This window comes from Dehalococcoides sp. UCH007 (assembly GCF_001010485.1).
Lineage (GTDB): Bacteria > Chloroflexota > Dehalococcoidia > Dehalococcoidales > Dehalococcoidaceae > Dehalococcoides > Dehalococcoides mccartyi_A.
In genome coordinates this window covers 804,480-819,861 of record NZ_AP014722.1, presented here as the reverse complement: position 1 = coordinate 819,861, position 15,382 = coordinate 804,480, and the positions used below count along the sequence as shown (strand labels likewise).

Below are 15,382 nucleotides of genomic sequence, written 5' to 3'. Positions count from 1 at the left end.
AGGCAGATTTGATGCTGGCGGTTATTACGGGGAAACCTAATTTTCATAGACAACAGCAATATTACGGGGTAAAGTTATAGTGTGCAGATTTGAATGTTTCGGATAAAAAGCTGACATAACTGTAAATAATTGTGTATTATCAAGATTATTCAACTCTCTGTATATCAGGATAAATATATATGAATGACAAAAGGCTGGACTTAGAAGCTTCCGAACTGCGATACCGCCGCCTTTTCGAAACCGCCCAAGACGGTATTCTTATTGTTGATATAGTATCCGGTAAAGTAACTAATATCAACCCATTTTTGTTAAATATGCTGGGGTACACTCAGAAAGAAATTCTGGATAAAAGAATCTGGGAAATTAGTGTATTCCAAAATATAGCTTCCAGCCGCAAAGCTTTTGACGATCTGCAAAGAAAAGACTATATCCGCTATGATGATTTTCCGCTTCTGACAAAAAACGGTAAAGTGCAGAAGGTTGAATTTACCAGTAATATTTACCGGGTGGGTGAAGAGAAAATCCTCCAGTGCAATTTTCGGGATATTACAGACCGGAAATTGGCCGAAGAAGAATTACGCAAAACCGAGGAACGCTATCGGGAGTTTTATCAAAAATCACCAATTGGCTATCAATCACTGGATTCCGAAGGCCGTTTTATAGAGATAAATCAAGCCTGGCTTGATGATATGGGATACCAACGGGACGAGGTTATCGGGCACTGGTTCGGGGATTTTTTACTGCCTGACCAGGTGGAGCTTTTTAGACAGCGTTTTCCCGTTTTCAAAGCTACCGGCAATGCCTCAACTGAGTTTTATATGAGCCGAAAAAATGGTTCAGTAGTGCTGATGGCATTCAGCGGGAAAATAGCCCGTGATGCTAAAGGAAATTTTAAACAAACACATTGTACGTTGCAGGATATCACCCAAAAGCATTTAGCGGAAGAAGCTATCAAGGAAAACCAGCGTAAGTATAAAGCTCTTTTTGAAAGTATAAGCGATGCGGTTTTTGTCTGCTATATTGAAAGCCGCAAATGGTCTGATGAATTTGTTGAGCTGAATAAAATGGCATCTTCCATGCTGGGGTATGACCATGAAGAACTGCTGAAAATATCTGCAAAAAATCTGTTTTTTTACGCTTCATCCGGTCTCCTGTTAAAAGAGACTACTGATGACCTGTATGCGCAGCATATGATAACCCGTGAGTCAAATCTGAGGCATAAAGATGGACATATTATCCCTGTGGAAATAACATTCCATTTATTTGATTTGCAGGGCCGACCGGCGGTGTTGACTCTGGCCCATGATATCAGCAACCGTAAAATAGCTGCATATGAACTGGAACAAAGCCATAGCCGTTTGATAAAAGCCGAACAGGTAGCCGGGTTCGGGTATTGGGAGTTTGATTTGTCAAGCGGGTTGGTGAATCCATCTGAAGGAGCCAGAGCGATATATGGCTTGACAGAAGATACAGTGACCATTTCTTTTGTTCAGATGATACCTGTCCCAGAATACCGTGCCTTTTTGGATACGGCGTTAAATAACCTGATTACCCAAAATATTCCGTATGATATCGAGTTCAAAATTAAGCGTCCTTCCGATGGGGCTATCTTATATATACACTCTATAGCAGAGTTTGACCCTGAGCGGAATGTGGTTTTCGGGACTATACAGGATATTACTAAAAGAAAACAGGCTGAAGAATTGCTCCGTGTCAGTGAAGCCAGATTCCGCTCAACTTTTGACCAGTCACCTATAGGTGCTGCAATATATGATTCGGATTTAAAATACCGTCAGGTAAATGATAAATTCTGCCGGATGTTAGGGTACTCTGATAAAGAGCTTAATAGTTTGACAGTACGAGATATCACTTATACAGATGATTTAGATCAGGATATAGACCAATTAAATCACCTGAAAAACGGGGATATAAACCGTTATGAAACAGATAAAAGATATCTCCACAGAAATGGCAGTATTTTCTGGGCACATATTTCAGTTGCGATTATCAAGGATTCAGATGGTAACTTTTTATATTATCTGGCTATGATTATGGATATTACCGCACGCAAAGAAGCCGAAGATGCACTGCAAAAGTACAAACTAATTGCTGAAGACAGCCGGGATATTATCCTTTTTATGGATAGAATAACAGGACAAATATTGGAAGCTAACAATGCAGCTGTAAAAGCTTATGGGTATAGCCGTAAAGAACTGTTGACCATGAAAATACAGGACCTGCGTAACCCGCAGGCTAAAATGCTTACCGAAAAGCAGATTGATTATGCTTATGCTCACGGTATGCTTTTTGAAACTTCCCATATGCGTAAAGACGGTAGTATTTTCCCGGTAGAGGTCAGTTCACGCGGAGCAGATATTGAAGGCACAATAACCCTGATAAATATTATCCGTGATACCACTGCAAGGAAGCAGGCTGAAAATGCACTTAATGAAAGCTTGCAAAATTATCAGGTGCTTTTTAACAGTGTTACGGATGCTATTTTAGTGCATCAGCCTGAAGCAGATTATTCAGTCGGAAAATTTATAGAAGTAAATGATGCTGCCATGTCAATGTTGGGCTACAACCGGAAAGAACTGCTGCAAATTACTCCGGCGGAAATTTTGCTGGATGGCAAATATCGGATAGATGAAGCCCCCGATGTTATAAGAAACGTGGAGCAAAGCAATGAAGTGGTAGCTGAGTATACACTGGTAACCAAAAAAGGCGAATTAATCCCAGTGGAATTGCATTCACGTATGTTTGAACTTGGTGGTAAGCGTACTGTTATTACACTTGCCAGAGATATACGCGAACGTAAAAAGCTGGAAGAGGAACAGAAAAAACTGCGTTACCAGTCAGAGATGTCCAGCCGTTTGGCGGCAGTAGGCGAAATGGCGGCTGGCATTGCACATGAGATAAATAACCCTCTCACCGGGGTAATAGGTTTTGCCTCTATACTTATGGAAAGGGAAGATTTACCAAGAGATGTAATGGAGCAGCTACAGATAATAAATTCCGGCAGCCAAAGGGTAGTAGATATTGTAAAGCGTATGCTTACGTTTGCCCGTCAAGCCAAACCGGTCAGACATCAGGTAAATATTACCGAACTTATTGATAATACTTTGGAGTTACGCAGTTATGTGCTTAAAACTGCCAATATAGCTGTGATAAAGCAATATGAGCCTGATCTGCCGTTATTGACGGTTGACCCCGGCCAGATGCAGCAGGTAATTTTAAACTTGATACTGAATGCAGAGTATTCTATGAAAAAAGCTCATGAAAAAGGTACTCTGAATATCACTGTCAGCAGAGCAGGTGATAGGGTGAAACTGTCTTTCCGTGATGACGGGTTGGGTATGCCGCCTGAAATACTGGCAAAACTATTCCAGCCGTTTTTTACTACCAAAGAACCCGGTGAAGGTACCGGTTTGGGTCTAAGCCTGTCACATGGCATTATTCTGGAACATGGGGGTACTATTCGGGGTGAGAGTACATCCGGTGAAGGAGCTGAATTCATTATTGAACTGCCGGTAATGACTTCAGATAGAATGCATGCAGTTACTGACCCAAATGCTGCGGTTCAAAGTCCAACCCAAAAAGCATCAATACTGGTAATTGATGATGAAGCTACAATTCGGACACTGATACGGATTGTGCTTGTTCAGGATAGTTACAAAGTGGATGAGTGTGCCGTGCCTCAGGAAGCTATGCCAATGATTGAAAAAAATAGATACGATGCAATTCTCTTAGATATACGTATGCCCGGGGTGAGTGGCATTGAACTTTATTCAGAGATAATTGCCAAATGGCCAAAATTGACTAAACGGGTTATCTTTATTACCGGTGATACATCCAGTGAGCTTCTGATTAACCATGATATCCCGTGTATTAAAAAGCCGTTTAATATTGCAGTGTTAAAAAGTGCACTGGCCAAGATACTTTCAAAAGCAGACTGATATAAATTTTGTCTGAATATTAGAGCCGTCATATGCGATGCTGAAAGGGTATGCAAGTCTGTGTTTCGACTGGGGCTTTTTTATAAACAAAACATTTCCTCATTTTAAGAAAAAGGGGTAAAATATTTTCTGTTATTTCGGTAAAAGCAATACTATTTTGGTAAGGCGTTTACCCTGTAATAGTTCCCGCTATATTAGGAGGAGCAAGTGGTTATACGTAACCCCGAATATGAAACGCTGCCCAGACAGCAGCTGGACCTGCTGCAGTTAAAAAGGCTTAAAGAAACAGTCTCTTATATCTATGAAAGAAATACGTTTTACCGCCAGAGTATGAACAAATTGGGGGTAAAACCCGCAGATATTAAAACCCTGAAAGATATTGCCCGGCTGCCTTTCACCAGTAAAGAAGATTTCCGTCAGAATTATCCTTTCGGGTTATGCTGTGTGCCAAAAAATGAGATATCCCGTATTCAATCCTCTTCTGGCACTACAGGTAAACCGGTAATCGCCCCCTATACTGCTAAAGATGTGGATACCTGGGCTGAACTGGTAGCCCGCTCCTTAAGCTGCGCCGGTGTTGTGCCAGAAGATATCCTGCAAAATGCCTACGGGTACGGACTTTTTACCGGCGGTTTGGGTATTCATTACGGGGCGGAGAAAATGGGGGTGGCGGTAGTTCCAGCTTCTACCGGCAACACAAAACGGCAGCTTATGCTGCTTCAGGATTTAGGTACCACCGTGATTACCTGCACCCCGTCTTATTCTCTGATAATGTATGAAGCCGGTAGCGAAATGGGACTGGATTTCCATAATTCGTCGCTCAAGCTTGGTATTATGGGTGCCGAGCCATGGAGTGAAAATATGCGCCGTGAGATAGAAACCAAACTGGGTATTACTGCCCTGAATATATATGGCTTGACTGAAATAACCGGACCGGGTGTAGCTATGGAATGCCCCGAGAAGTGCGGCTTACACATCTGGGAGGATAATTTTCTGGTCGAAATAATAAACCCTGAAACAGGTGAAGTGCTTCCGTATGGCCAGAAAGGTGAACTGGTAATCACTACCATCAATAAAGAGGCCCAGCCGGTACTGCGTTTCAGGACAAAAGATATTACCAGTCTGATGCCCGAAAAATGCGGCTGCGGCAGGACTATGGTACGTATGTCCCAAATTACCGGCCGCAGTGATGATATGATACGGGTTAGAGGTGTTTCAGTATTCCCTTCGCAGATTGAGAGTGTATTGCTTACTGTAGAGGGTATCGAACCCCATTACCAGATAATAGTGGACAGACACAATGCCTTTGCCTCGGACGAATTGGAAATATGGGTGGAGGTTTCCGAAGGCATTTTCTCTGATGAGATGTCCCGCTTGAATGCCCTTCAGAAAAAACTTCAGGCCGAACTGGATAGTGTGCTGGGGATACGCGCCAAAATAAAACTGGTTGAATCGCGTACCCTAGCCAGAACTGAAGGCAAGGCAAAAAGGATTATTGACCGTTCCGAATTACCTGAAAACAGGTAGCAACAGGAGGAAGAGGAAAATGATGATAAAACAGGTTTCCGTTTTTGTGGAAAATAAACCAGGGCGGCTGTCTGCCATACTTAAGGCTATGGATAAATCAAAAATAAATATCCGGGCATTATCCGTCAGCGAAACAGACGAGTTTGGAATTGTGCGTATGATTCTGGATAATCCGGATAACGGGGCTGAAGCCCTGAAAGCCGCTGGATTCACCAGCCGTACTGATATGATGGTTACCGCTGAGATCCCGGATATTCCCAGCGGACTTTTAAAAACAGTAGTTGAGCCTCTCAGCAAGGCAGATATAAATATAGATTATTTTTACGCCTTTTTGGACTCCACACCGGGTAAGGCCAGGATTGTACTTAAGGTAAGCAACCCGGAAAAGGCGGAGACAATTTTAGCCTGATTCTGATACATAAATATGAATGTACATATCCCGTCCATCATGCGGCGGGATATGTATTTGACAGGGCGATGATGACGGTAAGCAAATTTACATAAAAAAAATTATTTTGACCTTAGCTATGAGTAGCTTAAATAATAAATATTTATAAATTGTATAATACTATCAGGATGTGCTAGAGGAGGAGGAAAGCAGTGAACCAACCAACAAAAGGCAGTCACGAGATCTTAAGCAAGCCCCTGCCCCAGATACTGGACGAAATTGACGGCAGTATTATCCGGGCAGAACAGGCCGCCGCTGATGCCAGAAAGGCAGCTGAAGAAGCGCGCAGGGCCGGCGAAGAAGCAGCCGAAGCTGTCATGAAAAAGATCCGCAACGTCTTTAACAAGATGGTGGAAGACATTACTACAGAGCTTGCCACCCATGAAAACAAAACCCAGAAATAACACGGTTAACCCAAAGCTGAATTAGAAAGCTACCCGGCTCCCCTAAAAGGAGCCGGTTTTTTATTTGGGGAAATTTTAAATATACATTTGCTTTGAGCAGTCAAGTAACAATGCATTTCAGGGCTGAAAACTGGCAAAATAAAGCTGTTATTAGCTATATTCCGCTCTGTATATATAAAATCGGGATTTAAAAAAAACAGTTTTAGGGTATAATAAAAAAATAATATTATCCGGAGGGTTACATGTCTGATATCGATCTAATTTGCGAGTTGTTGGCTGATGCCAAAGTCTTCACCGAGACGGAGACAGGTCTCAAGCGTTATATATGTGCCAAGTGCCCTAACGACGGATTTGAGGCACAGGTGTCACGGGTGGAGAAAAATGATACCACTGTTTTATCAGTGGAAAAGGCTGCATTCTATTGCCCTATCTGCAACAGCGAGTTTGTAGCTTCTGCCAAGGATATGTATTTCGGATAGAAAAAGGCTGGTGTGGCCGGGGGTAATGAAGAAACTTAGATGCAGCTTAATTATCTAAAAAGGGTTTACCGTTATCTGCAAAAGCAGATACGTGAACTTAAAACACACTGGAAGCTGTATGTTTTTCAAAGCTTTCTGGCCACGCTTGTACTCTTTATAATAGCCTTGACCCTTAGTATAGAAAATGCGGTAGTCATTGCTTCCATTGCTTCTACCGCCTTCATTGTCTTTACTCAACCCAGTTCCCCTCCGGCAGTACCACGCCGCATATTCTGGGGGCATATACTGGGTTTTTGTATTGGTTGTCTGGTAAATTTGATACCTCACCACTGTATGCTGACAGATGCCCTTGTTTATGCTATGGCAGTGGGGTTTTGTATTTTCCTGATGGTAGTTATGAACTTGAAACATGCCCCGGCGGCCGGTACGGCACTGGGTGTGGCTATAACCGGATTTAGCCCCGGGGTATTTATTGCAGTGGTTACCAGTGCCCTGGTACTGTCTATGGTTCAGAGCCGAATGAAGGGCTTTTTAAAAGATCTGGCTTGAACTCTTCCTTGGAGATGATTTCTTGGGACACGGGGTTGGGGATACCTGAAATCAGGATTACCCGGTTATGGCTGAGTTTGACTGCATTTTTAGGGCAGCGCTTTAAACACTCTCCGCAGCGTACGCATTCCGAATTATCTAATTTAAGCTCTTTGCCGCTGCCGTTTATAACTCCGTATTCGCAATACGTTTTTTGGCAAATGCCGCAATGTTTGCAGGAAGTGCCAAACTTTAGTTTGAAATATGATAGTTTGCTCAACAGTCCCAGAAATGCCCCCAACGGGCATAAATAGCGGCACCAAAAACCGGATATAAAGATAGACCCCGTGAGAACTACACCCAGAAAAATCCCGGTAAACCAGTTGAAATCAAAATTGAAAAGGGCTTTGAACGGGTCTATATGAGCAAACACTGTGGTACCTGTTATCAGTACCGCAGCTATAAGGGCGAATAAAAATATATATTTTATAAAACCAAGATAATGGTTCAGCTTTTCGTTTATCTTTATGCCCGTTTCTTTCCGGTAGATAAAATTTTGCAGTGCTCCCATTGGGCATACCCAGCCGCAAAATATTCTTCCCCAGAAAAGAGTGGTAATTACGGGGATAAAGAGAAGTATGTACTGAACCATATAAATCTTCATTTCCCCGGTATGCAAGAGTACACTTTGAAGCGAACCAATGGCACAGGGACAGCCTCCCACAAAAAAACCCAGATAAAATAATGAAACCGCCATCAGAATAGGGCGGTTTTTCCGCCAGCCTTTCAGAAAACTGATAGTACCGGCCGACATAAGGGCTATATAAGCTAGCATGTACGGCTCACTTAATGCCTGATATATCGCTTCCATCCATCCCAGTTCTTGTTCGGCAGGAGTATTTGTCTGCGTATTTATAATGTCTGCGGGTAGTATGGTGGGTATTAGATTTTCATCCGGAGGGTCAGTCACTGCGGGAATGGTATCTGACGGCAAAGCTACAGATACATCTGCCGATGCAGACTGTATGGTTATTTTTACACTGGCAGTATCTCCTCCTTTGGTGCATTCCCGTACCACCGTGATTGTACCTGTTCCGCTGTTTCCCAGCTTGACTATCAAAGTGGCTTGATAGAGCGAATTATTTATTTTGTTCCAGTCGGTTTGGCTGACCAGTGTCATATTGGTCAGGGTGATATCTGTCTGGCTGATTGGCACTGTGCAGACACGGTGGGTCAATGCCACATTTACCGTAAGGCTTATTTCGCTGCCGCTTGCACCGCTAGGCACTGCTGGTAAAATAGATATATCACAGGCTAGTATGGGATTAGGTGTGGACAGCAGAATTGTTACCGCCAGAAAAAATCCTGCAATTGCGGCAGAAAGGTGTTTAAAAGGATTTTTGAACATGTTTATAGTCTAGCGGGCGGCTGTGCAGGGGTTATGAATATATTATGGAGAATTTATGAAGCTGGCAAACTGCTAAAAGAACTATAAGAAATAAAAGACAATCTGTTTATTTGAATATGCTGGAAAATGGTAGTAAAGTATAAACCACATGCTGGACATGCAGGCTGTCCGGCATTCGCTATTTTGTCCCAGAGTTAAAGATGAATTCTTTTTGGTTTTCTCCATCATACTTGAAAACCCGTCTAAAGACAGGGTTGATAGACCGCTTTGACCGCGGGGTTTGGATACTGACCCTTATCGGGTTGATAAACAGTGCCGCATTTTCCCTGTCACTGCCGTTTATTTCGCTATACCTCTACCAGGAACGGGGACTTTCCATGACTCAAGTAGGTTTGGTTATCCTGCTTAGCGGATTTGCATCGGCTATTATCCAGATGATTGCAGGAGCTTTGGCGGATACTTTCGGGAGAAAACCGGTGATGCTGTTAACTTCAGTTGCCAGTGCCGTTATCTACGGGGCTATGACGATATTTATCGGGTTTGATGTACCCGTTATGATGATTATTCTAACCTACATACTGCTGCGTTGTGCTTTAATGGCTACCCGCCCTGCTTCACAGGCTATGATTGCAGACCTTACCCCCAAAGACCGTCTGACGGAAACTTACGGAATAGTACGCATTGGTAACAACCTGGGATGGGCTATTGGGCCGATGCTGGGGGGATTTTTGCTCATCGGGCTTCCTTATGCCTATCTGTTTGGCGTGGGGGCAATCGTTTGCCTAATAACCTTGTATATAATTTCAAAATATATCAAAGAATCCATATCAAATTCGGTGGAATGGGTCAGCCTGACCAAAATATTTTCGGCCGGCAAGGACAGGGCATTTCTCTGGTTTACCATTTTGAGCATACTTTTATTCATAGTAGTAGGGCAATTTATCAGTACCCTTTCTGTTTTTACAGTTGACCGCCTGCACTTTTCGGAGGCTGATTATGGCATGCTGCTTACTTTGAATGGGCTGATGGTGTTTGCCCTGCAATTACCGGTTACCCGGATTTTGCATAACGTCTCTAAGTCGCATGTAGTAGTCATGGGCAGTTTGATTTATGCTGCCGGGTATCTGATGTTTGCCTGGACATCCAGTCTTGGTATGGCTTTCCTGGCTATGAGTGTTATCACTATGGGCGAAATAGTTTTTGCACCTACTACTCTGGCGGTGGTTGGAGATCTTTCTCCGCCCCAGCAGAGGGGAAGATATATGGGATTTTATGGTTTATCCGAAATGCTGGGGTTTTCACTTGGCCCTATGGTAGGCGGTGCTTTGCTTGATGCTCACCCTGACAGTGCTTTATCGGTTTGGGGTACTCTGGCGGCTCTGGCTTTGCTTTCGGCTGTGGGTTTTTATATCTGGGGTAGATTAATTCGTAAGACCGTCAGTCTTAATGGACAGTCTCTAAGCCGCTATTAATTTTCCGCTTTTCAGTTTGAATTCGGTATCTCTGTGTGCATATTCTTAGCTGGTAAAAACTGTTTGAGGGTTTGTAACCCCGTACTATGGTTTGATATAGTTAAAGTATAGATATGGTAGTTTCAGTGGTATAATTTAGTTTTGGAAAGACAGATATTTGCACTTGCAATAGCTAAATTAATTCAGGTTTTTCTGATGGGGTTAAGGGTTATGATGCTAGATATTAATGGTACTTAGGTAACTATCTAAAAGTTACTAATTGGCTATTTAACTATACTCAGATAAACAACTATTCTGTTAGAGCATACTGATTGGAGGGTACGGAAATGGCTGGAAACAACCCTAATGTATTTAACATAAAAGATAACGAATTTAATATAATCCAAAAGGGTCTGGATCCTGAGCAGGTAAAATCCTTCGTTGAGAATCTGCTTTCAGAAAACGGCCGCCTTTCAACTGAATTGGGAAAGCTGAAAGAACAGGCTGAGCATCTGGATTCTTTAAAAAGGCTGGCGGATGCAACTGTTGTAGAGGCTGATAAAATTGCGGTTACGATTAAAGAAGAGGCTATAAGCAAAGCTAAAGCGGAGTCTGACAGTTTGCTTGCCAAGGCTGAGGAAAAAGCTAAAAAAGTATATGAACAGATTTATCGCCAGTTGAATACTCTGAAACAGCAGGTAAACAGTCTGGATAAAGATTTTGATTTTAAGTCTGAAGGTGAAGCCGCGGTTGTTGAACTTGCACATTCTGCAACCAAAGAAACCAATAAGAGTGAGCCGGATGATTTTATGGCCAAAGCGGTTGCTACCTCGGATATTATAGAATCCACTACTCAGGAAGTAATTGTACGGGATAAAGAAATAGAACTGGAAATATTGCCGCCGGTAGATGCAGTAAAAATTACCAAAATAATGGACCAACTGGAAAACGCCAGTGAGGTTGAAGTGGTGGAATTGATACCCCGCCCCAATCACCCTGTAATTATTGTATACGAAAATAAACCTAACAGCCTGCTGGATGTGCTTAAGAAATTGAGTATGGTAGGCAAGGTAAATGAAATTCCTGCCAGCCCGAACGGGAGCGGAATTGTACGCCGTAAATATGAGATATCTCTAGCAGCAAACGCTGTTAAGTAAAGCATTCTCAGGGAGTGCCGGCACGGTTCAGGGTATTTTGACCTTGAGTGTGCCGGCTTTTTTATGGAATATTATTTAGAAGCTGATAGTATGATTTTCAGCATTTCTTCTTTAGTAGGCAGTTTACCGGAGATAACTACTTTTTCATCTATAACCAAAGCCGGAGTCATCAGTATAGGATAAGCGGATATTTTATCTATATCTTTTATTTTTACTATTTGAGCTGACAACCCCAGTTCCAGTACGGCTTCTTTGGCCATTTCCTCCAGTTTGTTGCACTTGGCACAACCTGTACCTAATATCTTGATTATCATTTTGGTTCTCCTTGTATTTAAAATATCCCAAATATATACCCGGCTAAACTTGAACTTAGTATCACCAACCCTATATAGGAAAATGCCTTTTTATTGCCCAATATTTTGCGGATAACTAAAAAACTGGGGAGAGAGACAGCCGGCCCTGACAGCAGCAAAGCCAGTGCCGGGCCTTTGGCCATACCCAAATCAATAAAGGCCTTGACTATGGGTACTTCGGTCAGGGTGGCAAAATATAGCAGAGCACCTGAGAATGAAGCAATAAGGTTTGAAATGGGGTTATTGCTGCCCACGTAACTGGTGATAAAATCAGTAGGGATAAGGGTTTTCAAAACCCCGGCTATAAAGATACCGCCTATTAGCCATGGGGAAATCAGCTTTACAAAACGCCAAGTTTCAGAAAGCCATTCTTTTATCTGCGGCATATTGAAAAACCGCCAAAGGCTGAACAGCAATACTAAAAGAGCAAGCAGAAATGCGGGTATATTTTTGGCGGATGCGAATATAAGTATGGCGATAAGGCTGCCGAAATAAATAAGGGTTTGGTACATGGGGCGTTCATGGGCTGTATCTGCAGGCAGTGCGGCTGACAGTTGGGAAACAGCGGGTTTATCTTTGCTGAAAAGGTAGGCCATGATAAGGCCTATTAGTATAGAAAATATGATGGCAAAGGCAGCCCTGGCAAAGCCGATGTCATAGCCTAGTACTCCGGCAGACAAGGAAACCGCCAAAATGCTTATGGCAGGGCCTGAATACAGGAAAGTGACTGCCGGGCCGATACCCCCGCCGCGTTTATAAATGCCGGCAAACAGGGGTAAAACCGTACAGGAACATACTGCCAGTATAAACCCGGATACAGAGGCTATACTGTATGATACAAAGGGGTTTACGTTACTGCCGAAATATTTGGTTACTATAGACGGATTCAAAAATACTGAAATAGCCCCGGCAATAAAAAATGCCGGCACCAGACAGGCTATAACATGGGCTGAAAGATATTCAAACAGGGCAGAAAATCCACCCGCCAGCAGATTGATAATAAAGTCCATCAGGTGTTACCTCTCCGGCAACTGGATTTCAGCCGAGTAAAATCCGCCTTAGTAAGCGGATTTTGAGATAGCATTTCTTCTAGACCCCGCATGATTTTATTGACATCAGGCGGGAATCCGGTTAAATCAACTGAGTAAAGTGCCCATAACCTGTCACGGCGGAGTTTTATAAGCCCGGCCTGATGCAGGTTTTGCAGGTGGCGGGATGCAGAAGTTTGGCTTATGCCTAGTGCCTGCTGGATTTCACAGACACAGCACTCCTGCTTGAACAGCAAACTTAGTATACGCAGACGGTATTCGTCTGCCAGGGCCTTAAAGATATTCACATATTTTTCCATAAAACCCCCATATGCGCATATAAGAATATAATAATGTCTTGTTAACAGACTGTCAAATAATATTTCCGTTTTTGATGAAAATTGTCTTACAAGCGGGCAGGTGATATCCTTTAAAGATGGTATATATTTTTAAAAAAATTGAGCTTGGCGAATTGAGCCGTAATTTTGATACTGTCTCACAAGGGATAAATATTACTTATCCGTTTATTCATCCCAGCTGGCAGTATCTCTGGCAAGATTGTTTTTTGCCATCCGGCAGGCAGGTTTGCGGACTGGTTAACGATGGGGATGAAACTATAGGCTTAGTAGCCTTGAGTATAAATAATGGAATTGCCCGTTTTATAGCTGACGGGAGTGTTTTTGATTATCTGGATTTTGTGGTAAAGCCCGGCCACCAGCCGGGATATTTTGAGCTTCTGCTGAAACTGCTACAGCAAAATCAAGTTGAGACGCTGGAATTGGAGGCACTTACTACCCGGTCTGAAGCTTATAATTACCTGCTGCCGCTGGCTAAAAAGAAAGGGTTTCAGGTAATTTGCGAACAAGCTGATGTTTCTCCGTTGCTTGAGCTGCCGAATGACTTTGAAATATATCTGGCTCAACTAGAAAAACACCAACGCCACGAGCTTAAACGTAAACTCCGCCGTCTTGAGGAAGTTTTAACACCCAGACTGGAAATAGAAACCAACTCTGAAAATATTGATATTTTGCTTGACCAAATGGAAGAAAGTCACCCCGAGAAAGCACTTTTTCTATCTTCTGAAATGCGCTGTTATTTCAAAAGCTTGGCGAACTGGCTTGGTAGTCAGGGTTACCTGCGTTTGGCGTTTCTAAAGGCAGGAGATACTGTTTTGGCAAGCCTGTTTTGCTTTGATTATAATAATATAAGATATTTGTATAACAGCGGTTACAGTGCCGAGTATTCCCACCTAAGCGTGGGTGTGCTTTCCAAGGTTTTGGCTGTCAAAGACGCAATAGAAAAAGGCTGTGATGCCTTTGATTTCCTGCGGGGCGAAGAAAAGTACAAATTTCATTTGGGCGGAAAATCTCAACCGGTTCACAAGTGCCGGATAATTTTGGATAGTAAGGTGCAAAATATTGGCTAAGAATATATTGCATATTGCCCTTATCAGCCTTCACAGCTGTCCTTTGGGGCAACCCGGCGGACGGGATACCGGCGGAATGAATGTATATATCTGTGAACTTGCACGTGCATTGGGAGGTATAGGCCACCATGTTGATGTCTATACCCGTGCCCATGACCCGCGTGATGATGTCTGGGAGTTTTTAGCTCCCAATGTCCGGCTTATTCATATTCAGGCCGGGCCGGTAGAAGATATGGGGAAATTGGCTCAGTACGAGCATCTGGAAAGTTTTGTCTGCGGGCTGGAAACATTCCGTAATTCCGAAGGTATTAAATATGATCTTATCCACAGCCATTACTGGCTGTCTGCCAGAGCCGGGCTCGTATTAAGCAAGCTTTGGGAAGTTCCCCATCTGGTTATGTTTCACACACTTGGAAAGGTTAAAAACCGTTTGATGCAGGCACAGGTTGATCCCCAGCTCCGCTTAGATGCCGAGCAGAACATAGTCCACGAAACGGACCTAATAATAGCTGCTACCCGAAATGAAAAATATGACCTGATATCTTTGTACAAAGCGGCAGCAGACAAAATTAAGGTAATCCCCTGCGGAGTTAACACAGAGTTATTTTTCATCACCAGTCGGGCTGAGGTTGAAGCTGAACTGTGCCTTTCATCTGCCCCTAAAGCGCTGTTTGTGGGACGGCTTGAGAAACTGAAGGGGCTGGATAATCTGCTCAAAGCGGTCTCACTGCTTGAGGGCGATATGGAACTGCTTGTAGTGGGTGGTGATGATTACAGCAAGGGTGAAAGAAAAAGACTGAAAAAAATGTCTGAAAAGCTTGGCATTTCGGATAAAGTGAAATTTTACGGGGCAGTCAAACAGAGTGTACTGGTAAAATATTATAATGCCGCCAGTGTTTGTATAGTCCCGTCGTATTATGAGAGTTTTGGCATGGTTATACTTGAATCTATGGCCTGCGGTACTCCGGTTATCAGCGGGAGGGTCGGGGTTGCACCCGATATCATTCAGTCTGGAGTTAACGGCGGCCTTGTACCTGATAATCAGCCGGAACAACTGGCGGGTTGTCTTCGTGAATGGCTTTTTATGAAAGAATCTGACCCCGGGGCTATACGGGGAGCAATCGTAGAATATTCATGGCAGTCTGTGTCTGCTCAAATAGAATCAGTTTATTACAGTCTTTTAAATGTTAAAGCAGCAGGTGTTAATTAGAACGGAG

At 43.1% G+C, this 15,382-nt stretch carries 14 protein-coding genes; 10 read left to right on the top strand and 4 right to left on the bottom strand.

Annotated elements, in window-relative coordinates; all coding sequences use genetic code 11:
- The first annotated feature begins 179 nt into the window (after positions 1-179).
- The 6 genes from UCH007_RS04365 (at position 180) to UCH007_RS04340 (ending at position 7,363) form a co-directional block, all read left to right on the top strand.
- Complete coding sequence (locus UCH007_RS04365) at positions 180-3,956, top strand: PAS domain S-box protein (protein WP_046961153.1); 3,777 nt, start codon at positions 180-182, stop codon at positions 3,954-3,956.
- A gap of 207 nt (positions 3,957-4,163) precedes the next feature.
- Entirely contained in the window at positions 4,164-5,483 is a 1,320-nt protein-coding gene (locus tag UCH007_RS04360) for a phenylacetate--CoA ligase family protein (protein ID WP_046961152.1), read from the top strand.
- Positions 5,484-5,502: 19 nt separating this feature from the next.
- Positions 5,503-5,892, top strand: coding sequence for an ACT domain-containing protein (locus tag UCH007_RS04355; protein WP_012882161.1), 390 nt, complete (start codon positions 5,503-5,505; stop codon positions 5,890-5,892).
- 191 nt (positions 5,893-6,083) lie between these two features.
- Positions 6,084-6,335 carry a hypothetical protein gene (locus tag UCH007_RS04350; protein ID WP_023652419.1) on the top strand — a complete coding sequence of 84 codons (252 nt, stop codon included), beginning with the start codon at positions 6,084-6,086 and terminating at the stop codon, positions 6,333-6,335.
- A gap of 242 nt (positions 6,336-6,577) precedes the next feature.
- Positions 6,578-6,814: a hypothetical protein gene (locus UCH007_RS04345; RefSeq protein ID WP_012882160.1), complete on the top strand. Its 237-nt coding sequence runs from the start codon at positions 6,578-6,580 to the stop codon at positions 6,812-6,814.
- Between the two features lie 39 nt (positions 6,815-6,853).
- Positions 6,854-7,363 (top strand): HPP family protein, encoded by a 510-nt coding sequence (locus tag UCH007_RS04340; protein ID WP_046961151.1) that lies wholly within the window; start codon positions 6,854-6,856, stop codon positions 7,361-7,363.
- On the opposite strand, the gene UCH007_RS04335 is transcribed toward UCH007_RS04340, so the two are convergent.
- The gene (locus UCH007_RS04335; RefSeq protein ID WP_046961150.1) at positions 7,317-8,750 is read right to left on the bottom strand and encodes a 4Fe-4S binding protein; all 1,434 of its coding nucleotides are present in this window, start codon (positions 8,748-8,750) and stop codon (positions 7,317-7,319) included. The genes UCH007_RS04340 and UCH007_RS04335 overlap by 47 nt on opposite strands.
- Positions 8,751-8,950: 200 nt before the next feature.
- On the opposite strand from UCH007_RS04335, the gene UCH007_RS04330 reads away from it, so the two are divergent.
- Together UCH007_RS04330 and UCH007_RS04325 are read left to right on the top strand one after the other, a co-directional pair.
- Positions 8,951-10,222, top strand: coding sequence for an MDR family MFS transporter (locus UCH007_RS04330; RefSeq protein WP_012882157.1), 1,272 nt, complete (start codon positions 8,951-8,953; stop codon positions 10,220-10,222).
- 326 nt (positions 10,223-10,548) lie between these two features.
- Complete coding sequence (locus UCH007_RS04325; RefSeq protein ID WP_046961149.1) at positions 10,549-11,358, top strand: DivIVA domain-containing protein; 810 nt, start codon at positions 10,549-10,551, stop codon at positions 11,356-11,358.
- A 71-nt stretch (positions 11,359-11,429) separates the two neighbouring features.
- Here the strand turns inward: UCH007_RS04325 and UCH007_RS04320 are convergent, their stop codons facing one another.
- Genes UCH007_RS04320 through UCH007_RS04310 form a run of 3 tightly spaced genes read right to left on the bottom strand, consistent with a single transcriptional unit; the run spans position 11,430 to position 13,059 of the window.
- Entirely contained in the window at positions 11,430-11,672 is a 243-nt protein-coding gene (locus UCH007_RS04320) for a thioredoxin family protein (RefSeq protein ID WP_023652413.1), read from the bottom strand.
- A gap of 17 nt (positions 11,673-11,689) precedes the next feature.
- Positions 11,690-12,721: a permease gene (locus UCH007_RS04315; protein ID WP_046961148.1), complete on the bottom strand. Its 1,032-nt coding sequence runs from the start codon at positions 12,719-12,721 to the stop codon at positions 11,690-11,692.
- Complete coding sequence (locus UCH007_RS04310) at positions 12,721-13,059, bottom strand: ArsR/SmtB family transcription factor (RefSeq protein WP_023652411.1); 339 nt, start codon at positions 13,057-13,059, stop codon at positions 12,721-12,723. Before UCH007_RS04310 ends, UCH007_RS04315 begins: the two co-directional genes overlap by 1 nt.
- Before the next feature lie 116 nt (positions 13,060-13,175).
- Here UCH007_RS04310 and UCH007_RS04305 point away from each other — a divergent pair, with 116 nt between their 5' ends.
- Positions 13,176-14,165, top strand: coding sequence for a GNAT family N-acetyltransferase (locus tag UCH007_RS04305; protein WP_046961147.1), 990 nt, complete (start codon positions 13,176-13,178; stop codon positions 14,163-14,165).
- Positions 14,158-15,375: a glycosyltransferase family 4 protein gene (locus UCH007_RS04300; RefSeq protein WP_046961146.1), complete on the top strand. Its 1,218-nt coding sequence runs from the start codon at positions 14,158-14,160 to the stop codon at positions 15,373-15,375. The genes UCH007_RS04305 and UCH007_RS04300 overlap by 8 nt, the downstream gene beginning before the upstream one ends.
- The last annotated feature ends 7 nt before the right edge of the window (positions 15,376-15,382 follow it).

Bases quoted from the DNA above. Each gene is read 5' to 3' on its own strand.
- UCH007_RS04365 (WP_046961153.1), top strand. From the start codon at position 180: ATGAATGACAAAAGGCTGGACTTAGAAGCTTCCGAACTGCGATACCGC.
- UCH007_RS04355 (WP_012882161.1), top strand. From the start codon at position 5,503: ATGATGATAAAACAGGTTTCCGTTTTTGTGGAAAATAAACCAGGGCGG.
- UCH007_RS04345 (WP_012882160.1), top strand. From the start codon at position 6,578: ATGTCTGATATCGATCTAATTTGCGAGTTGTTGGCTGATGCCAAAGTC.
- UCH007_RS04340 (WP_046961151.1), top strand. From the start codon at position 6,854: ATGCAGCTTAATTATCTAAAAAGGGTTTACCGTTATCTGCAAAAGCAG.
- UCH007_RS04335 (WP_046961150.1), bottom strand. From the start codon at position 8,750: ATGTTCAAAAATCCTTTTAAACACCTTTCTGCCGCAATTGCAGGATTT.
- UCH007_RS04330 (WP_012882157.1), top strand. From the start codon at position 8,951: ATGAATTCTTTTTGGTTTTCTCCATCATACTTGAAAACCCGTCTAAAG.
- UCH007_RS04325 (WP_046961149.1), top strand. From the start codon at position 10,549: ATGGCTGGAAACAACCCTAATGTATTTAACATAAAAGATAACGAATTT.
- UCH007_RS04320 (WP_023652413.1), bottom strand. From the start codon at position 11,672: ATGATAATCAAGATATTAGGTACAGGTTGTGCCAAGTGCAACAAACTG.
- UCH007_RS04315 (WP_046961148.1), bottom strand. From the start codon at position 12,721: ATGGACTTTATTATCAATCTGCTGGCGGGTGGATTTTCTGCCCTGTTT.
- UCH007_RS04310 (WP_023652411.1), bottom strand. From the start codon at position 13,059: ATGGAAAAATATGTGAATATCTTTAAGGCCCTGGCAGACGAATACCGT.
- UCH007_RS04305 (WP_046961147.1), top strand. From the start codon at position 13,176: ATGGTATATATTTTTAAAAAAATTGAGCTTGGCGAATTGAGCCGTAAT.